The sequence below is a fragment of the Polaromonas sp. genome, from assembly GCF_049790275.1.
Taxonomy (GTDB): domain Bacteria; phylum Pseudomonadota; class Gammaproteobacteria; order Burkholderiales; family Burkholderiaceae_C; genus Polaromonas.
Genome location: NZ_JBAQYR010000085.1, coordinates 1 through 19853, shown reverse-complemented (window position 1 = coordinate 19853; position 19853 = coordinate 1). Strand labels below are relative to the sequence as shown.

Annotated in this window: 18 protein-coding genes, 1 tRNA gene and 1 riboswitch; of the genes, 7 read left to right on the top strand and 12 right to left on the bottom strand. The window is 61.3% G+C overall.

From position 1 onward, the window contains the following. Positions 1–2 precede the first annotated feature (2 nt). The 4 genes from WA904_RS11075 (at position 3) to WA904_RS11060 (ending at position 3912) form a co-directional block, all read left to right on the top strand. On the top strand, positions 3–1319 hold the full coding sequence (locus WA904_RS11075; protein ID WP_425197177.1) for a prepilin-type N-terminal cleavage/methylation domain-containing protein: 1317 nt from the start codon (positions 3–5) through the stop codon (positions 1317–1319). Positions 1320–1366: 47 nt separating this feature from the next. Next, complete coding sequence (locus tag WA904_RS11070) at positions 1367–2005, top strand: response regulator (RefSeq protein WP_425197176.1); 639 nt, start codon at positions 1367–1369, stop codon at positions 2003–2005. 59 nt (positions 2006–2064) lie between these two features. Beyond that, positions 2065–3162: a hypothetical protein gene (locus tag WA904_RS11065; protein ID WP_425197175.1), complete on the top strand. Its 1098-nt coding sequence runs from the start codon at positions 2065–2067 to the stop codon at positions 3160–3162. Positions 3163–3234: 72 nt separating this feature from the next. Then, a complete protein-coding gene (locus WA904_RS11060; RefSeq protein ID WP_425197174.1) occupies positions 3235–3912 on the top strand; it encodes a type II secretion system protein in 678 nt (225 codons plus the stop codon). Positions 3913–3974: 62 nt separating this feature from the next. Here WA904_RS11060 and WA904_RS11055 read toward each other — a convergent pair. From WA904_RS11055 to gabT, 8 genes are all read right to left on the bottom strand, one after another. Next, a tRNA-Gly gene (locus WA904_RS11055) sits at positions 3975–4048 on the bottom strand. Between the two features lie 50 nt (positions 4049–4098). Further along, the gene (locus tag WA904_RS11050; RefSeq protein ID WP_425197173.1) at positions 4099–4548 is read right to left on the bottom strand and encodes a DsrE family protein; all 450 of its coding nucleotides are present in this window, start codon (positions 4546–4548) and stop codon (positions 4099–4101) included. Continuing rightward, positions 4545–6023, bottom strand: a complete 1479-nt coding sequence (locus WA904_RS11045; RefSeq protein WP_425197172.1) for an NAD-dependent succinate-semialdehyde dehydrogenase — start codon at positions 6021–6023, stop codon at positions 4545–4547. The genes WA904_RS11050 and WA904_RS11045 overlap by 4 nt, the downstream gene beginning before the upstream one ends. 168 nt (positions 6024–6191) lie before the next feature. Continuing rightward, positions 6192–7016 (bottom strand): ABC transporter permease, encoded by an 825-nt coding sequence (locus WA904_RS11040; protein ID WP_425197171.1) that lies wholly within the window; start codon positions 7014–7016, stop codon positions 6192–6194. Between the two features lie 40 nt (positions 7017–7056). Further along, the gene (locus WA904_RS11035) at positions 7057–8310 is read right to left on the bottom strand and encodes an ABC transporter permease (RefSeq protein ID WP_425197170.1); all 1254 of its coding nucleotides are present in this window, start codon (positions 8308–8310) and stop codon (positions 7057–7059) included. A gap of 20 nt (positions 8311–8330) precedes the next feature. After that, positions 8331–9359, bottom strand: coding sequence for an ABC transporter substrate-binding protein (locus tag WA904_RS11030; RefSeq protein WP_425197169.1), 1029 nt, complete (start codon positions 9357–9359; stop codon positions 8331–8333). A 66-nt stretch (positions 9360–9425) separates the two neighbouring features. After that, entirely contained in the window at positions 9426–10511 is a 1086-nt protein-coding gene (locus WA904_RS11025; RefSeq protein WP_425197168.1) for an ABC transporter ATP-binding protein, read from the bottom strand. Between the two features lie 26 nt (positions 10512–10537). After that, positions 10538–11830 (bottom strand): 4-aminobutyrate--2-oxoglutarate transaminase, encoded by a 1293-nt coding sequence (gene gabT, locus WA904_RS11020; protein ID WP_425197167.1) that lies wholly within the window; start codon positions 11828–11830, stop codon positions 10538–10540. A 182-nt stretch (positions 11831–12012) separates the two neighbouring features. Between gabT and WA904_RS11015 the strand changes: the two genes are divergently transcribed. The 3 genes from WA904_RS11015 to WA904_RS11005 all read left to right on the top strand — a co-directional run bounded on the left by WA904_RS11015 (position 12013) and on the right by WA904_RS11005 (position 17069). Beyond that, entirely contained in the window at positions 12013–13428 is a 1416-nt protein-coding gene (locus WA904_RS11015) for a PLP-dependent aminotransferase family protein (protein ID WP_425197166.1), read from the top strand. Positions 13429–13521: 93 nt separating this feature from the next. Then, positions 13522–16170, top strand: coding sequence for an alanine--tRNA ligase (gene alaS / locus WA904_RS11010; RefSeq protein ID WP_425197165.1), 2649 nt, complete (start codon positions 13522–13524; stop codon positions 16168–16170). Between the two features lie 47 nt (positions 16171–16217). After that, positions 16218–17069, top strand: coding sequence for a dienelactone hydrolase family protein (locus WA904_RS11005; RefSeq protein ID WP_425197164.1), 852 nt, complete (start codon positions 16218–16220; stop codon positions 17067–17069). A 3-nt stretch (positions 17070–17072) separates the two neighbouring features. Here the strand turns inward: WA904_RS11005 and WA904_RS11000 are convergent, their stop codons facing one another. From WA904_RS11000 to WA904_RS10985, 4 genes are all read right to left on the bottom strand, one after another. Next, entirely contained in the window at positions 17073–17582 is a 510-nt protein-coding gene (locus tag WA904_RS11000; protein WP_425197163.1) for a 6,7-dimethyl-8-ribityllumazine synthase, read from the bottom strand. Positions 17583–17684: 102 nt separating this feature from the next. Further along, positions 17685–17840: riboswitch (FMN riboswitch) on the bottom strand. A 177-nt stretch (positions 17841–18017) separates the two neighbouring features. Beyond that, a complete protein-coding gene (locus WA904_RS10995) occupies positions 18018–18488 on the bottom strand; it encodes a RidA family protein (protein WP_425197162.1) in 471 nt (156 codons plus the stop codon). A 167-nt stretch (positions 18489–18655) separates the two neighbouring features. Then, positions 18656–19600, bottom strand: coding sequence for a transglutaminase family protein (locus WA904_RS10990; RefSeq protein ID WP_425197161.1), 945 nt, complete (start codon positions 19598–19600; stop codon positions 18656–18658). Positions 19601–19644: 44 nt separating this feature from the next. Then, positions 19645–19853 (bottom strand): hypothetical protein (locus WA904_RS10985; protein WP_425197160.1); only part of this gene is annotated, 209 nt, incomplete at its 5' end.

Here is a 19853-nt window from a genome sequence, read left to right as displayed (position 1 = left end):
CAATGAAGCATCACTTTTTGCGCGCTTTGCGCAACTCCACGCCGGCAAAAGAACGTCAACGCGGATTCAGTCTCATAGAAATCGCGCTGGTGCTTGTCATCGCGGGGATCGCTCTTGGCGCTGGCTTGTCCTTGCTCGGCGCCAAGACGGCTCAGGCGAAGATTGACAGTACCAAGACCCGAACCGAGGCGGTGCGTCAGGCTTTGGTGGCTTTTGTGTCGCAAAATTACCGTTTGCCTTGCCCCGCGGCACCGGGATTGGTTCGTGGGGCTGCGGGATACAACACTGAACAGCGCTCGGGGGTCGCCGGGGCAGAAGTATGCACGGCCGCCAGTGGCCTGGCCAACAACATCGGCGGTGCCGCCCCGGCTGGCGTGTCGCGTGGCACAGTGCCCTGCGCGTCGCTGGGCCTTGCTGACGAGGCGTGTACCGACGCGTGGGGAAATCGGTTCACCTATTTTGTTCGAAATTCCGCCATTCGACTGACGGTCAATACGGTAAGCGGCATGGGTGGATCCATGACCGTGCACAAAATCATTCCTCCAGCAGCGGTTGTGCTTACCAATGGCGCGGCGCCCACCGGGAACCAGATCAACGCATGCAGCACCACTGCAGGCGACAACAGCTGCAACCTGGCCGCCGTCGCCGTGGTCATTTCCCACGGCGCCAATCGGGGGGGCGGGTTCGTGCCTGAATCGGCGGCGGCCTTTCCGACGGCAGGTGTCAGTGCCTATGAAGTGGCCAATACCGACAACAACATCCAGTTCCTGCAGAACGATTACGTTGAGTCAGGCGCTAACTCTTTCGACGACATTGTGCTGGCGATCGCCCCCAGGGATGTGATTTCCAGTCTGAGCCAGAACAATGTGCTGAAAGACCCCAAAGTACTGATGGCCGAGCAGTTCGAAACCCTCAAACTGGCCATTCTTCAGAACATTTATACGTCGATGAGTGGAACAACTCCCAACAGGCAAATCACCCTGCCCACAGAAAGCGGTGCGGCCGCACCCTACGTTTTTCCTCCAACAGTGGATTTCACAGGCTGTACAGCCCCGGTTACGACACTACTATTACCGACCACTGTCCCGGCCTTGACAGGATTGACCAACGATTTATGGGGTAATGCCATTCGCTACCGGCGCGCATCCACTGGGGCCTTTGGCGCAGCAAATGCCTGCACCACGCCGTTTGTTTTCGTCTCTTATGGGCCTGACGGCCAAACCGGCGGCGCAGGCAATATCTTCGGACTTGATGACATTGTTTTTCCTGTGACGCAGGCCGTCATCAACAGCGCCATTGTCAAGTTTGGTGGCTGGTAGCAGCAGTTTTTATTTTCTGGACCGTCCCTCCGGCAAAGACCTGCACAGTGAATACCTCCCTTGATCCTGTCCGGGAAAAAATCGTTGTCCTGATCGTTGAGGACGATGCTTCTCTTCGTGACTGGTTGTCTGGCTCGCTTGAAGACATGGGCTACAACGTGTCGGCTGCAGGCAGCCCCGATGAAGCGCTGGTGCTGGCCCGACGGGCCCAGGTGTCGTTTGATCTGGCCCTGCTTGATCTGGGCTTGCCGCCCCATCCGAATGAGCCGACGGCTGGCCTGGAGCTGCTGCGCCTGCTGATTCTGGAGCGCCCCGCGTTGAAGGCGATTGTGCTTACGGGCCAGGACGAGCCCTCCATTGCGCTCAAGGCCATCGGGATGGGGGCCTTTGATTTCCTGAACAAACCCGCCAGCAACCAGCGCCTGCGCGAGGCGCTGGACCGTGCTGTGCTTTTTCTTCAGGCGGAAAGGCAGCTCAGCAACGACGGCCAGGCCCGCATGACCCTGACCGCGCCCATTTCCGAGGGCGTCAGGGAGTTCGGCGAGGCGGCGCAAGAGCGCCTGGTGCGCTCGGTGCTGGCGGACAGCCAGTTCAACGTCGCCCAAGCCGCGCGCAAATTGGGCGTGACCCGTGAGCACCTGTATTACTTCATGAAGAAGTTCGGTATCGAAAGAGCCTTGCCGTGATTGATCTTTATGACGCCGCTGTGGCTTTGGTCGTGGCAGGCATCAGTGTCGGTTTGACGATGTTCTGGCTGCGCTACCTGAGCCGCCAGCATCGCCGGCGCATGGACCAACTGCTGGCCTTGCGCGAAGCCTTGCATGATGATTTGCTGGGCACACTGGTACTGCATCAACAAACATTGGCCAATCTGGGTTTGCGCAGTCTGGACTGGCGCGGCAACTGGTATGGTTCACCGGTGTTTACACGACTCGGGGCGAAGATCCCGATCAACCTGCATGAAGGTGGTCCTCTTCTTTCCTTCGATGGGAAGCGAATCAACGACCGTGTCCTTTACCAGCGCTTTCAATACGACGATATCTCGCTGGAATTCCGCATCGGCCTCAAGGGTCTGCGGGGTGAACGTCACCTGTTTGCCGTACAAGCCGCGGAAGTGCTGTTCGCCATGATCCAGGGCGCGCTGGCGGCGCGGCAACTGGCGCTGGTGGCTGCAGCAAGCCAGCGTGCCCGGGTGGGGGTGTTTTTGCAGCACGATATGCGCAACCTGGCGCAGTGGGTGCAGCTCGTCGCGGACGACTTTGGCTCAGCCCAAAACGACGGTGAGCTTCTGGCCCGCGCGAAGCGTCTGCGCAAAAATGCTGCACTGGCGACCAGCCGGGCCGAACGCATGAGCCAGGCGCTGTTGAACCCGGTATGGCAGGCCTCTGCCTCGGCGCCTTTGGAGGCTCACGAAGCTGCGGGCCTGGATCCCCTCGATCTGGCGGAGCACATCCGTCAAGCCGCTGAGCTGCATCAGATTGAAGTCCAGCTGGTGGGGGCCGCCCAAGTCGACTGGGACAGTCATGCACTGGCCGCTGTTCTGGACAATGTGTTGGGCAACGTGTCCAGCCTTTCGCGGGAACGGATGCTTCCGGCGAGCTGCCGAATTTTGGTGACACAGGATGCCCAAAGCACGGTGGTTTGCTTTGAAACACCGCAAATACCGCTTGAAATCCCGCTGGAGAAGCTGTTTGAACCCTGGTCCAGTTCAGGTTCGGTCAACAAGGGCCTGGGGATGTACCAGGCGCGCAAACAGGCGCAGGCGGCGGGGGGGAATCTTTTTGCCGAAGCCTTGGGGACGGGTATCCGGGTGGTGCTTTCCATCCCATGTAAAAAATCCTGACTCCCAGATTCCTAAAACAAAAGATACATTTTCTTACCGGCGCAATTCGTGCCGTCTAATTTGGAGTCACGAATGAAATCATTCAAGAAACAAGCCGGTTTCACTTTGGTGGAAATCGCAATCGTGCTGGTCATTGTTGGCCTGCTGCTGGCGGGTGTGCTGAAAGGCCAGGAATTGATCGAAAACAGCCGGATTTCCAGTATTGCGAAAGACATGGACTCGATGACGGCTGCGGTTGGCAGCTACCGTGATCGCTATCAGGGCTTGCCAGGTGATTCTGCCGTCGCAGCCACCAACGTTACCAACGGGTGGGGTGTGACGCCTTTCACTGTCGGTGGCAATAATGGCCAGATCGGGTTACCTTTAACGACGTTCAACGTTGGCGCCAACGAGAATACGATGGCTATCGTATCCCTGATGTATGCTGGTTTCATTAATGGGAATCCCCGCGCTGGTATTCCAACGACCATCGTGAGGCCCCGGCATGCAGCAGATGGGCAGATCGCTGTGACTAGCGGTGTATTCGGTTTTGTGGGGCGCAATGCGGTTTGCCTCAACGGCCTCAGCGGTAAAGCTGCCGCTGCACTTGACCGCAGGTTTGACGACGGCAACCCCATTACGGGCGAAATTCGTTCAGACCGGATTGCCCTGCCTGGCAATCCTGGCGCAGGCATACCTGCCGCGGGTACCCAGTTTTCTGAAGATCCAGCCATTAACGCTGTACCTGTGACGCTTTGCCGCCAGATCTAAAACGGTCAAAGCCAAAAAAAACCGGGCTTCATGCCCGGTTTTTTGTTGTTCGTCTGTTGTTCTGGAGCGGGTGATGGGAATCGAACCCACGTTATTTGCTTGGGAAGCAAGAGTCCTACCATTGAACGACACCCGCACGAAGCTGATTGTAGAACCACCGCCCGGGTGGTTCGTCAACCGGACGACTCAGGGCCGCAAATAGGCCCAGCCGTCCTGCTGCTTTTTCATGATTTCCGTCACGCCGGCCGGCACATAAGCGATGGCAGGCAACATGTCGTCCCGGGTCAGCTTCTGGGCGCGCAGGGTGTTTTCGCAGGCGACGATGCGCACATTGGCTTTCATGGCCTCGGCCACACGCGCACCGGTTGGTGATTCGAGCTTGAGCATGCTGATGCCGGGGCCATAAACGACGATGGCAATGTCCACGTTGGCGGCCCCCACATCGTCCTGAACGTTTTTGGCGTTGTTCAGTGCCAGGTTCCATTTGGCCGGGTCGTTGTCACTGACCTGGATCACCATCTTGTGACGTTTTTGGCCTGTAGCCCCCATCCCCTGGGCGTGGACAGCTATTAAAAACGGAGCGGCCAGGGTGGCAGCACCGGCCAGGCCAGCCTGGAGAAGAAGTCGGCGGTTCATTTGAGGATGTCTCCCAGGCAAAGGTATTTCATTTCCAGATACTCTTCCATGCCGTGGCTGGAGCCCTCGCGGCCCAGTCCCGACTGCTTGACGCCGCCAAAAGGCACGTGCTCGGTGGCAATCACCCCGGCGTTGATGCCGACCATGCCGTATTCCAGCGCCTCGGCGACGCGGTAGATGCGGCCGATGTCGCGGCTGTAGAAGTAGCTGGCCAGGCCAAACTCGGTGTTGTTGGCTGCGTCAATGGCTTCCTGCTCGTTTTTGAAACGGAACACCGGCGCAAAAGGACCGAAGGTTTCCTCGCGGGCGCACAACATGTCGCCGGTGGCTTCCGAAATCACAGTGGGCTCAAAGAACTGGCCCTTGAGCTTTTTGCCGCCAGCCAATAGCTTGCCGCCCTTGGCCAGCGCGTCTTCCACATGGCGCTGGACTTTCTCCACGGCGGCGTCTTCGATCAGCGGGCCCTGTACCACGCCGTCTTCAAAACCGTTGCCGACCTTGAGCAGTTTCACCTTGGCTGCGAATTTCTCGACAAACTGTTCGTACACGCCGTCCTGCACATAAATGCGGTTGGCGCAGACGCAGGTCTGGCCGGCGTTGCGGTATTTGCTGGCCATGGCGCCTTCGACGGCCGAATCGATGTCGGCATCGTCGAACACGATGAAGGGGGCGTTGCCGCCCAATTCGAGGGCCAGCTTCTTGACCGAGGGGGCACTTTGCGCCATCAGGACGCGGCCAACCTCGGTGGAGCCGGTGAAACTGATGTGGCGCACCACGTCGCTGGCGCAAAACACCTTGCCGATGGCAATCGAGTTGGCGCTGTCGGCGGTGAGGATGTTGAGCACCCCGGCCGGAATGCCGGCGCGCACAGCCAGTTCGGCGGCGGCCAGCGCTGTCAGCGGGGTCAGCTCGGCCGGTTTGATGACCACTGGGCAGCCGGCGGCCAGCGCCGGGGCGACCTTGCGCGTGATCATGGCCAGCGGGAAGTTCCAGGGGGTGATGGCGGCGCACACACCGATGGGTTGCTTCAAGACCATCAGGCGGCGATTGTTGTCGAACTGGGGCAGGGTTTCGCCGTTGACGCGCTTGGCTTCCTCGGCAAACCACTCGACGAAACTCGCGCCGTAGGCGATTTCACCCTTGGCTTCGGCAAAGGGCTTGCCTTGCTCGGCGGTCATGATGCGGCCCAGGTCTTCCTGGTTGGCCATCAGGAGGTCGAACCATTTGCGCAGGATGATGCTGCGCTCCTTGCCGGTCTTGCTGCGCCAGGCGGGCCAGGCGGCGTTGGCGGCGGCGATGGCGGCTTCAGCGTCTTTGGCGCCCAGGTTGGCCACGTCCGCGAGTTTGAGGCCGGTGGCGGGGTCGTTGACGTCAAAACGGGCCGAGCCCTGGATCCACTGGCCGTTGATCAGGGCGTCGGTCTTGAGCAGGCTGGGGTCTTTGAGTAGGGAAATGGGGGATGTTTTCATGTCCATGGGAAATATCCTGAAAGGGTGGGATGTCTGGGGAGATGGGTTCATTTTGACCGGTTTCGGGCCGGGGGGTTTGTAGTCGCCAGCTTTCTGGGTGCCTGCAGGGGCGGGCGCCGGTCCTGACCTTGCTATCTGACGGCGCCGCAAGCGCTTGGCATGCACGAGGTGTTGTCAGCGCCGGCGCCCGCGCAACCATTCAAGCAGCACGAGGAGGAGGGTGGTGAAGAGAATAAGCAATGTGGCAACGGCGGCGATCGTGGGTGAAATATTCTCCCGGATGCCGGTGAACATCTGCCGTGGCAGGGTGGCTTGTTCTGCGCCCGCCAGGAACAGCGTGACCACCACTTCATCAAACGATGTGGCAAAGGCAAACAGCGCGCCGGAGATAACGCCTGGCGCGATGACCGGCAGGGTGATCCTGAAAAACGTCCGGAACGGGGTCTCGCCAAGGCTGAGGGACGCCCTGACCAGGTTGTGGTTGAAGCCTGCAAGCGTCGCAAGCACGGTGGTCAGCACAAAAGGCGCGCCCAAGGCAGCGTGCACCACAATCAGCCCGAAGTAGCTGTCGGCAAGACCCAGCGGGGCGAAGTACAGGTAGGTGGCCACTCCCACCACAACGATGGGGACCACCATCGGCGCGATGAGTATGCCCATGAGAAGGCTCTTGAACCGGAAGTTGGTCCTGGACAGGCCGACGGCCGCCAGAGTGCCCAGTGCAGTGGCAATCACGGTGGCAGCGGGGGCCACGATGAAACTGTTTTTCGCAGCCCTTGCCCATTCCGGTGAATCCAGTAGGTTCTGGTACCACTTCAGCGACCAGCCCGGAATGGGGTAGGTCAGGAACGAGCTGTCTGAAAAAGACAGCGGCACCATGACCAGGATGGGGGCCAGCAGAAAAACCAGAATGGCGACGCACGCGGCGCGCAACAGCCACCAGCCGGCTTTGTCAGCCAGGGTGGCATAGCGGGGAAAGGTAGGCCCTTTGATTTTGAACATGGTGAATTGGCGTCTGCGTCTGTCAAAGAAAAAAGGAATGTCAACCGATGCTGAGTTCGGCCTTGCCGATGCGCCGGTAAACGCTGTAGAGAACCATGGTGGCCGTCAGCAGCACGGCGCCCAGCGCACAGGCCATGCCCCAATTGACTTCGACGTTGGTATAGCGGGCGATGTAATAGCTCAGCATCTGGTCATCAGCGCCGCCGAGCAGGGCGGGGGTGACGTAATAGCCTATCGAGAGGATGAACACCAGCAGCGCGCCGGCACTGATGCCTGGATAGGTCTGCGGCACGTACACCCGAAAAAAGGCAGACAGGGGAGCGCTGCCCAATGAAACGGCAGCCCGGATGTAAGTTGCCGGCACGTTTTTCATCACGCTGTAAAGCGGAAGAATCATGAACGGCAGCAGGATGTGCACCATGGCAATCACCACGCCTGCGCGATTGAACAGCAGCGCCAGGGGGCTGTCGATGAGGCCGATGCCCATCAGCCCGCGATTGACGAGACCTTCGGACTGCAGCAGGACGATCCAGGCCGCAACCCGGACCAGAATCGATGTCCAGAAGGGCACCAGCACCAGGATCATCAGCAGGTTCGCCTTGCGCGCCGGCAATGAGGCCAGCCACCAGGCCAGCGGGTAACCCAGCGCCAGGCAAAAAACGGTGACCAGAAAACTGATCTGGAAGGTACGCAGCAAAATGGCGCCGAACGCGCGCTGGTCAGGCGGCATGCGCTCCACGTTGCCTTTGCTGTCGCGTTGCAGGTCGACCGATGCCAGCAGATAGTCGGGCGTCCAGCGGGAACTGTTTTTGGCTATCGCTTGCCAGAAGAGTGGTTCCCCCCAGCGCGGATCGAGCTGGAGCAGCCTGGCCTGTATTTCTTCAGGAGAGCCCGCGATGGGCAGTGCGCGGTACGTGCCCATCACGAGGGAGCGCGCACCCGGCACTTCAGAGTTGAGGCGACGTGCCAGTGCGCCGGCATCCGAGCTGTCGGAAAGATGCCCCAGGTCCTCCACCAGTGCCGCGTAACTCGCGGGTTTCGGTGGGGCTTCGGGAGTCCAGTCTTTCAGGCTTTGCACCGTCCGGGGCAGCGCCGCCACCACTTCCGGGTTTTCAACGGCGCGCTGCAGCAGGGCCGCAATCGGAACCAGCAAGGTCAGCAGTAAAAACACCAGCAAGGGCACGGTAAGCGAAAAGGCGCGCCATTTTCGCCGTGCCTCTGCGCGCGACAGCGCGATGCGCAACGTGGCGGCGTCATTTCCCGGAAAGGTGCCCTGGCTGGTGATACTGCTCATGGGATGCTTGCTCCGCCGGCTTATTGGGTGGCCCAGGCAGCAAAGCGTTTTTCAAGCGCCTCGCCCTGGTCGGCCCAGAAGCCGACATTCATCTGGATGGCCTCTTTTGCATTGGCCGATGACGTTGGCAAATCGTCCAATACCTTTTTGTCGAGCTTGGCCAACGCCTTGCTGTTCACCGGGCCATAGGCAATGTTCTGGGCATAGACGGCCTGGGTGGCGGGCTGGCTGGCAAAGGCGATGAACTTCATCGATGCGTCCTTGTTGGGTGCACCTTTGGGAATGACCCAGTAGTCCAGGTCATAGATGCCGCCGGGCCAGTAGATCTTCAGATTGCGGCCTTCGCGGTTGGCGGCGTCAATGCGCCCGTTATAGACCGTGCTGAGGGCAACGTCGCCGGCCACGAGAAACTGGGCGGGCTGGGCACCAGCTTCCCACCATTGGATGTTGGGCTTGAGTTCCGTCAGTTTGCGAAATGCGCGGTCGGCCCCGTCCTTGGTGGCCAGAACCTTGTAAACGTCGGCGGGCTTGACGCCGTCGGCCAGCAGTGCGAATTCCAGGTTGTAGCGAGCGCCCTTGCGCATGCCGCGCTTGCCGGGGATTTTCTTGACGTCCCAGAAGTCGGCCCAGCTGGTGGGAGCGGTTTTGACTTTGTCGGCGTTCCAGGCCATCACGGTGGACCACACAAAAACGCCCACGCCGCATTCCTTGACCGCTGCGGGCAGGAAGTCTGCCTTCGGGCCGATCTTGCTGAAATCGATTTTTTCAAACAAGCCTTCATCGCAACCACGCTGCACGTCGGGTGCTTCGACTTCGACCACATCCCAGGTGACCTTTTTTGTCTCGACCATGGCCTTGATCTTGGCCTGCTCGCCGTTGTATTCCACGGCAACAACTTTGATGCCGTTTTTTTCGTAGGGTTCGTAGTAGGCCTTTTTCTGCGCGTTGGCATTCGCGCCGCCGAAGTTCACGACGGTGATCTGCTGCTGCGCGAACGCGGGCAGGGCCAGGCACGAAGCCATGGCGATGGCGATGATGTTTTTCTTCATGGTGCTATTTCCTCGGTGGTTGATAAAGGTAAAAGTGAAGGTCGAAAGATGCAGGAGACAGGGCTGTCAGGTTGCGTAAATTCGGGTGAATGCAACCGGAAATTCCAGATGCACAGCCTCACCCGGTTGCGGCGGTGCCAGGCCGTTCAATAGCGTCAAAGGCAGCTTGACCGTGGCTTCCGCCTGGCCGGTACCGACGTCGCACAGCAGCCGCAGGTGGTCGCCGAAATAGATGATGCGGGCCACGCGGGCCGGCAGCACATCGACGGGTGAAGCCGGCGCCTGGCGATGCAGCACAATGCGCTCCGGCCGGATGTAGGCCGCAACGGGCGCGCCGGCAACCGCCTGATTGACGTTGATGCCGTTGAGAACACGGCCATCTGCCAATTCAATGCCCGTGGCACTGCCTTTGCCTTTGAGTACCGTGCTGTCACCTACGAAACCGGCCACAAAGCGGTTGGAGGGCGTCTCATAAAGTGTCTCTACCGGTGCCAGCTGCTGTATGGCCCCATCGTTGAACACCGCCACCCGGTCGCTCATCGTCAGTGCCTCGCCCTGGTCGTGCGTGACATAGACAAACGTGACGCCCAGCTGTTTGTGCAGCTCTTTCAACTCGATCTGCATGTGCTCACGCAGCTGTTTGTCGAGTGCACCCAAAGGTTCGTCCATCAGCACAAGCTGGGGCTCAAACACCAGTGCCCGCGCCAGGGCAACACGCTGCTGCTGGCCGCCCGAAAGCTGTGCGGGCAGCCGGTCAGTCATGCCCGACAGGCGGACCATGTCGAGCGCGCGCTGCACGCGGCTGGCCTGGTCGGCCTTTGAGACCTTGCGCACGGTGAGCGGATAGGCCACGTTCTGGCCCACAGTGAGATGCGGAAACAGCGCATAGTTCTGAAACACCATGCCGAAGTTGCGCTTGTGCGGCGGCGTGCCTGTGATCTGCGCGCCATTGAGGAAGATTTCACCCGCCGTAGGCGACTCAAACCCCGCCAGCATCATCAGCGTGGTGGTTTTTCCGGAGCCGGAAGGACCTAGCAGGCTCAGGAATTCCCCGCGATGAATGTCGAGGTCGAGCTGCTGCACGACAAGCTGCTCGCCATCGTAGGTTTTTTGCACGCCCGAAAAGCGCACAAGGACATCGTTATCAGTCATCGTCTTTCCTGAACTGGCCATGGAGATCAACGCGATGCTTCAAAACTGTCGGCCAGGATTTGCAGGCCTTCGTCCAGCAAGGCGTCGGATGCCGTGAGGGGAACCAGAATCCTGATCACATTACCGTAGGTGCCGCATGAGAGCAATATCAATCCGCGCCGCGCGGCTTCGCTCACCACGCGTTTGGTGAGTGCCGCGTCAGGACGGGCGAGGTCTCCGTTTTCAAAAAGCTCGATGGCCACCATGGCGCCCAGCCCGCGCACATCGCCGATGGATTTTTCTTTTTTTGCCATGGCACGCAGGCCTTCGACCAGGTGGGCTCCCAGGATTTTGCTGCGCTCGAGAAGCTTTTCTTCCTGAAAAGCCTTGAGTACGGCCAGCGCTGCCGCGCAGCCGATGGGGCTGCCGGCGTAGGTGCCGCCCAGCCCGCCTGGGCCGGGTGCATCCATGACGTCGGCCCGACCGACCAGACCCGAGATGGGGAAACCACCCGCCATGGATTTGGCGAGGGCAATCAGGTCGGGTGCCACGGGCCACTGTTCGCTGGCGAACCAGGTGCCTGTGCGGCCTGCGCCGGTCTGGACCTCGTCGGCGATCAGCAGGATGCCGTGCCGGTCGGCCAGCGCCTTCAGGCGGCTGATGAACTCGGGTGGGGCGATGTAGAAGCCTCCCTCGCCCTGCACCGGTTCAATGATGAAGGCCGCCACGCGCTCGGGCTCGACGTCGTTTTTGAGGATCTGCTCGACCGAATGCAGCGCCTGGTCGATGCTTACGTCGTGCAGCGCGTTGGGGTATTCCGCATGAAACACTTCGCCGGGGAAGGGGCCGAACCCCAGTTTGTAGGGTGCCACCTTGCCGGTCATGCCCAGCGTCATGTTGGTCCGGCCGTGGTAGCCACCGGTGAAGGCGATGATGCCGGGACGCTTTGTATAGGCCCGTGCCACCTTGACCGCGTTTTCGACCGCTTCGGCGCCGGTGGTCAGCAGCAGGGTCTTTTTGGTGAAATTTCCGGGCGCGAGAGCATTGAGCTTTTCCGCCAGTTCAACATAGGGCTCATAGGCCACCACCTGAAAGCAGGTGTGTGTGTAGAGGTCGAGCTGGGCTTTGACCGCGGCGATGACTTCGGTATGCAGGTGGCCGGTATTGAGGACGGCGATGCCACCGGCGAAGTCGATATAGCGGCGGCCTTCGACATCCCACAGTTCGGCATTTTTCGCCCGGCTGACAAAAATCTCGTGGGCCTGGCCCACGCCGCGTGTCACGGCGGCTTGGCGGCGCGCCATCAGGGCGGTGTTGCTGGAGGTTGGGTTGGACTGCATGATGAAGGTGATTTCAGGTTGGGGGAAGGAGACGGCTGGACTTTAGAAGCCTGCGCCAAGCCCGTCCATGTACACCGCTGCGCTGTTTTCAGCACACTGTGCGGGTCTAGAATCCTGTACATGGATTCCCCAACCCGGTGCATGAAGATTGCGATGCACAATCTGCCTTTTTTGGTTTTTTGATGCTCACCCTTCGCCCGGAACTACAGACGCCCCTGGTGAGCCAGATCGTCGACGGCCTGCGAGGGATGATTGCCGGGCAAGCGCTCAAAGCCGGTGTCAAGCTGCCTTCCATTCGTGCTTTTGCCGCCATGCATGGCGTCAGTGTCTTCACGGTGGTTGAAGCTTACGACCGCTTGGTGGCTCAGGGCTGGCTCGTGTCCCGGGCCAATGCCGGGTTTTTCGTCAAACGCAGGGGCGATGATGGTGCACCGGGAGCGCCGTACGCGCAGCCCCAGCAGCCGAAATTTGACGCACGCTGGTACCTCAAGCAGATTTTCGAGAACCGCAACCTGCCGATGAAACCCGGTTGCGGGTGGTTGCCGCATGATTTTCTGTTCGGGGACGCGCTTCGCCGCAGCATGCGGCACCTGTCGACGGACGGGGCCTCCCTTGAAGGTTACGGCCTGCCTTATGGGCATATGGCCCTGCGCATGGTCATTGCGGAGGCGCTTGCCGAAAATCAGATATCGGTCGAGGTTGACCAGGTGCTGCTGACGCAAGGGTCCAGCCAGGCATTGGACCTGGTGGCCCGGCAACTGATCAAGCCGGGTGACACCGTGCTGGTGGACAGCCCCGGGTATCCCAACCTGATGTTCATGCTGCGTTTTCTGGGCGCCAACCTCGTGGGCGTGCCGCGCACCCCTACGGGTTACGACCTCGTCGCGTTGGAGTCGCTGCTTGCTGCGCACAAACCCAGGGCCTTCTTCACACAACCCCGTCTGCAAAGCCCCACCTGCTCGATTGCCTCGGCGGCCCACTTGCATCGCTTGCTGCAACTGGCCGAAGCGCACGAGTTCACGCTGGTGGAAAACGATATCTACGCTGACATGGACCCGACCTCGCGGTCTACGCTGGCCAGCCTGGACCAGTTGCAGCGCGTGGTTTATATAGGCAGCTATTCCAAAACAATTTCTCCGAGCCTGCGCGTGGGCTACCTGCTGGCGCGAGGCGACCTGATGGAGGACCTGGCCCAGCTCAAGATGATTTCGGGGCTCACGTCTTCGGACATTTCCGAGCGGCTGACTTTTGGCGTGGTGACCGATGGCCGCTGGCGCAAGCACCTCAAATCACTTCGAGAGAAGCTGGCTGCGGCGCATCGCAAGACCGAAAAGAACCTGACCGGCCTGGGATTTGAGCTGTTCCATGAGCCGGGAGCCGGCATGTACCTCTGGGCCCGCCACCCAGACCTTCCTGACGGTGCCGTGTTGTCCAAAGAGGCTGCGCCCGAGGGCATCATGCTTGGCCCGGGGCAACTGTTTCTGCTTGAACCCCATCCGACGGGTTGGCTCCGCTTTAATGTGGCTTTCAGCGACGATGAGCGCTTATGGCGCTTTTTGTCCCGTCGCATTGATCTGGGCCGGCAGACAGCCCAGTAAGCGGGGGCATCCCCCTCAAACCTATAATCAAAGGCTTAGCCAAAGCGGGTGAGCCCGAGGGCGCCCGCCTTGCCAAAACCAATATTCCAGACCATGAGCCATCCCACTTCCACGTCAGCTTCCACGCCTGTATTCACCGTCGCAGACATTCGCAAGACATTTCTCGATTTCTTCGCGTCCAAGGGCCACACCGTGGTGGCGTCGAGCTCACTGGTGCCGGGCAACGACCCGACCCTGATGTTCACCAACTCGGGCATGGTGCAGTTCAAGGATGTGTTCCTCGGCACCGACAAGCGGTCCTATGTTCGCGCGGCCTCGGTGCAGGCCTGTCTGCGTGCCGGCGGCAAGCACAATGACCTGGAAAACGTGGGCTACACCGCACGCCACCACACCTTCTTTGAAATGCTGGGTAACTGGAGTTTTGGCGACTACTTCAAGCGTGAATCGCTCAAGTGGGCCTGGGAGCTGCTGACCGAGGTTTACAAGCTGCCGGCCGAACGCCTGCTGGCCACGGTGTATGAAGAGGACGACGAGGCCTACGACATCTGGACCAAAGAGATTGGTTTGCCGCCCGAGCGCGTGATTCGCATCGGCGACAACAAGGGAGGCCGCTACAAGTCCGACAACTTCTGGATGATGGCCGATACCGGCCCCTGCGGACCTTGCTCCGAAATTTTTTATGACCACGGCGACCACATCCCCGGCGGCCCGCCCGGCAGCCCGGATGAAGACGGCGACCGCTTCATCGAGATCTGGAACAACGTGTTCATGCAGTTCAACATGGCCGAAGACGGCTCGGTGGCGCCGCTGCCCGCGCCCTGCGTGGACACCGGCATGGGCCTGGAGCGCCTGGCCGCCATCTTGCAACATGTGCACAGCAACTACGAAATCGACATCTTTGCGGAGCTGATCAAGGCGGCATCACGCGAGACCGGCGAAAAAGACCTGGGCAACAAGAGCCTGTTCGTCATTGCCGACCACATCCGCGCCACGGCGTTTCTCGTCAGTGACGGCGTCAACCCGTCCAACGAAGGCCGCGGTTATGTGCAGCGCCGCATCATCCGCCGCGCGATTCGCCACGGTTACAAGCTGGGCAAGAAAACGCCGTTTTTCCACAAGCTGGTGGCCGATCTGGTCAAGCTGATGGGTGAGGCTTATCCCAAGCTCAAGACCGACGAGGCGCGCATCACCGCCGTGCTCAAGGCCGAGGAAGAGCGATTCTTCGAGACGCTGGAAATCGGCATGACGATCCTGGACACGGCCCTGGCTGGCGGCGCAAAACTGCTGCCCGGCGACGTGGCCTTCAAGCTGCATGACACCTACGGTTTCCCGCTGGACCTGTCGGCCGATGTCTGCCGCGAGCGCGGCGTCGAGGTGGACGAAGCCGGCTTCACTGCCGCCATGGACAAGCAGAAAAACCAGGCACGTGCCGCCGGCAAGTTCAAGATGGACCGCGCGCTGGAATACACCGGCGAAGGCAATACCTTCACGGGCTACGAAGGCCTGGAATCCGGCGGAAAAATTATTGCCCTGTATGCCGACGGCGTGCCGGTGGTTGCACTCAAGACCGGCCAGCAGGGCGTGGTGGTATTGGACACCACCCCGTTTTATGCTGAAAGCGGCGGCCAGGTGGGCGACCAGGGCGAGCTGGTCAGCGGCTCGGCGCATTTTGCAGTCGGTGACACCCAGAAGATCAAGGCCGATGTGTACGGCCACCACGGCAGCGTCGCGCAGGGCACGCTGAACGTGGGCGACCATGTTTCGGCACGAGTCAACCTCACTGTGCGCGCGGCCACCGTGCGCAACCACAGCGCCACCCACCTGATGCACAAGGCCTTGCGCGAAGTGCTGGGCGACCACGTGCAGCAAAAAGGCTCATTGGTCGATGCCGAAAAAACCCGCTTCGACTTCGCGCACAACGCGCCGGTCACCGACGAACAGGTCCGTGAGATCGAAGCGCGCGTGAACGCCGAAATTCTGGCCAACGCCGCAACCGATGCCAGCGTGATGGACATGGAAGCCGCGCAGAAGACCGGCGCCATGATGCTGTTCGGCGAGAAGTACGGCGACAAGGTGCGTGTGCTGAGCATAGGCTCCAGCAAGGAACTCTGCGGCGGCACCCATGTGGCGCGCACGGGTGACATCGGCCTTTTCAAGATCGTGGCCGAAAGCGGCGTGGCGGCCGGTGTGCGCCGCGTCGAGGCGGTGACTGGCGAAAACGCGCTGGCTTACCTGCAGTCGCTTGAATCCACCGTGCAGGCCGCAGCGGGTTCGCTCAAGGCCAGTCCTTCGGAGCTGCAGGGCCGCATTGGCCAGGTGCTGGACCAGGTCAAGTCGCTGGAAAAGGAAATCGCCGCGCTCAAGGGCAAGCTGGCTTCGTCACAGGGCGATGAGCTGGTGACGCAGGCCCTGGACATCAAAGGTCTGAAGGTATTGGCCGCCAGGCTGGAAGGCGCGGACGCCAAGACCCTGCGCGACACCATGGACAAGCTCAAGGACAAGCTGAAAACCGCCGTCATTGTGCTGGCCACGGTGGATGGCGACAAGGTGCAGATCGCGGCCGGCGTGACTGCCGACAGCGTGGGCAAGGTCAAGGCCGGAGAACTGGTGAACTTTGTGGCGCAGCAGGTAGGCGGCAAAGGCGGCGGCAAGGCCGACATGGCCATGGCCGGCGGCACCGATGCGTCCAAACTGCCAGCGGCCTTGAAGTCGGTTCAGGCCTGGGTGGCTGAGCGGGCTTGATGGCCCATGATAGCCATTTGCTACTAAAACAATAGCTGGTGGCGCAGGTGAAACAAGGGCTGAAGGCGGTTTTTGTTGTCCACTTGCTGCTGCTGGCCTCTTCGGCCGCGGCCGCAGCCGCTCCGCAAGAGGTGCACTTTTACAGCCTCGACGGAACAGCACTCAAGGCCTGGGTGTTCCAGCCCGCCGGGCAAAAGCCCAGAGGCACAGTGATTGCGCTGCACGGCTGCGGTGGTCTCTACGCCACCATTGGCCGGAACAAGGGCCAGCTCAATGCCCGGCACCAGGCGATGGCCGACCTGCTGGTGGCACAGGGTTATGCCGCAGTGTTTCCCGACAGTCTCACACCGCGTGGCGAGACCGAGCTGTGTACGCAGAAACTTGGCACCCGCAACATAGACCAAGCCGAGCGCCGTGCCGATACGTTGGGAGCGCTGGCCTGGGTGGCCGTGCAGCCGTGGGCAGAAGCTGAGCACATTGCCTTGCTGGGCTGGTCGCATGGCGGTAGCGCTGTGCTCTCCGCCACCGATGTGTCGCGTGCCGACGTACGCGGGCAGACCGTACGGCCCGCGGTGGCCATCGCGTTTTACCCGGGTTGCAGCGCCGCGCAGAAGTCGGGCTACAAAAGAGGCGTGCCCCTGGTGCTGATGCTGGGCGAAAAAGACGACTGGACGCCACCAGCTCCGTGTATTGCCCTGGGCAAGGCCGTCGGCGCCGAAGTGAACGTGTACCCGGACAGCTATCACGACTTTGACAACCCGGCCGGCCGCTTGCAGGTTCGTATGGATATACCCAACGGCGTTCACCCCGGCCAGGGCGTGCAGGTCGGCCCCAATCCGGTCGCACGCGAAGCTGCTTACGCGCGGCTGCGCGAGGTGCTACGCAAGGCTTTTCAGTAGCACTCAGGCCACTGCCAGCTCCTGCAGCTCCCGCAGTTGCTTCAAACTGGCGAGGGTACGCAAGCAGGCTTGTGCCACCTCCTTGCCCTTGACGGCCAGATGATCGGTGAAAAAGCGGCGGTGCTCCTCATGCTCGTGGAAGTGCTGCGGCGTCAGGACCGCAGAAAACACCGGTACACCGGTATCGAGCTGCACACGCATCAGGCCGCTGATGACCGCGTCGGCAACAAACTCGTGGCGATAGATGCCGCCATCCACCACCAGGCCGCAGGCCACGATGGCGGCGTAACGGCCAGAGCGCGCAAGCTGCTGCGCATGCAAGGGGATTTCGAAGGCGCCTGGAACCTCGAAAAAATCAATGTCTTGCGCGGTGATGTGTTGGTTGGCCATCTCAGCCAGGAACGCGTCACGCCCCTGGTTGACGATGTCGGCGTGCCAGCTGGCTTGAATGAAGCAGAACCTGGCTGGAACTTGTAAAGGCGTGGTGTTTGCCTGCGGATGTCTTTGACTCATGTGGCTTCTCCTGATAACGGTCATCGGAATCAGGGCGCACGAGTCTGCAGTCCACAGGCGCGCCGGCGCGCAAGCGCCAGCCCACCGCATGGGCCGAAAACATCGCGCTCTCTTTCATCCGGACTGTGACCGTCGGCTTCGGAGTTGAACCGAATCTGCTGACCCCGGCTTCAGTGAAGAGGCCGGGCGCTCGCGGGCTGATGCGTTTTGAACGCAAACACCGCCGGTGGGGAATTTCACCCCGCCCTGAGAACGCTGTGCCGGCGGGATCGCCGGCACGCTCAAAGTTTAAGCGAGACTCAAGGAATCTGTCGGCCGCACAACATCAACCCACGCGCACCGCCTTTACCAGCAGGGGCCGCGATCCGGCTTTGCCGGGCGCAGGGCGCCGCCCCCTGCAAGGGGGGAGGAGGCAAAGCCTCCACGGGGGTGTACCTATCCCACTTCGGCGATCAGTTCGATCTCGACGCAAGCACCCATGGGAACCTGTGCAACGCCGAAGGCGCTGCGTGCGTGGTTGCCGGCGGGGCCGAAGACTTCGGCGAACAACTCGCTGGCGCCGTTGGTCACCAGGTGCTGCTCGGTGAAGTCGCCGGTCGAGTTGACCAGGCTCATCAGCTTGACGATGCGCGTGATCTTGTTGAGGTCACCCACGGCGGCATGCAGCGTGCCCATCAGGTCAATGGCAATGGCGCGCGCGGCCGCCTTGCCTTCTTCCGTGGCCATGTTGCGGCCCAGTTGCCCCACCCACGGTTTGCCGTCTTTTTTTGCAATGTGTCCGCTCAGGAAAACCAGCTTTCCTGTTTGCACAAAGGGCACATAGGCCGCCACAGGCGCGGCGACTGGGGGCAGGGTGATGCCCAGGGTTTTGAGTTTGTCGTAGATGTTGCCGGGGGCTGTGCTCATGAAATGCTCCAGAAGGGTGGATGGACCGAAATTTTGAATGAAATGCGCCTCGGGCCCTTATGGGGTGGGCGCAAGCAGCTATGAAAAATGTAGCAATTGCGGATGGCTTCCGGCAATTTTAGCCGGCGAAGCGCCGGGCATGCAGTGGCCGGCAGGCGGGGCGGCGTTCACTCGGGCTCGGGCAGCTTGGCGATGGGCGTCATCGTCACGGCGACGTCCAGCACATGGCGGCTGCCGCCGCGTATCACGCCGCGCATAGGCGAGACATCCAGGAAGTCGCGGCCTATGGCCAGCGTCACGTAGTCTTCGCCGGGGGCGCGATTGTTGGTGGGGTCGAAGTCCAGCCAGACACCCGGGCTTTGCCCGTCGGCCAGTGCCATGCCTGCGCCCTCGCTTTCCACCGGGCAGTACACCGAGGCCCAGGCGTGCGAGGCATCACTGCCGATCAGTCGCGGCTGTCCGGGAGCGGGTGTGGTCAGCAGGTAGCCACTGACGTAACGCGCCGGCACACCCATGGCGCGGCAGCAGGCGACCATGATGTGGGCAAAGTCCTGGCACACGCCTTTGCCCAGCTGCAGCGCTTCAAGTGCCGGCGTTCCCACCTCGGTGCTCTCGCTGTCGTAGGTCATGCCGGCGTGGATGCGTTCCATCAGGTCCTGGGCGGCTTCCGGCAGCGGCCTGCCCGGGGCAAAACTGGGCCGGGCAAATTCCGCAAAGGCCTCGTCGCGCGGCACATAGGGCGAGGCAAAGACGAATTCGCAGGCGCTGTCATAGGCGGCACCGGCGTGGTAGCGAAACTGCTCGCGCACCTGCTCCCAGGGCAGGCCAGCGGGCGTGTTTTCAGGCCCTGTGCTGAGCGCCAGTGTGGAGACAATGCTGTCGGCCACCACAGTCAGCCTGTCGTGGGGTGTGTGCAGCGAAAAATAGCTGCGGCAGTTGCCGTACACGTCGGTCAGTTCCTGCAGCCGCGCTGGTTGCGGGCTGATCGTCAGCTGGTGGCGCAGCAGTTGCTGGCCCGGGTGGCTGGCCGGCCGGAGGTGCAGCACATGGTGCGCACTTTCCACGGTGGGGGTGTACGCATAACGCGTTTCATGAACAAGGTGAAGCAGCATCGCCGAAGGAAAAAGAAAAAGGGGATTGCAGCCTGGGCCCGGGCTCAGGCGCCCAGGCTGTGTTCGTCCGGGGCCACGTGGCTGAAGTAGCGCCGGCTCAGCGTGTCCGACAGCTCGAAAGCAGCGCTGCAGCATAACTCCAGCTGTGCCAGCAAGCCCGCATACGGCTCCTCGTCCGGGGCGCCGTGCGCGGGGGTGCACAGGTCGTCGAGCAGCCAGCTGCCCGGGTCGGGCAGGGTGGGGGTCAGGTCGG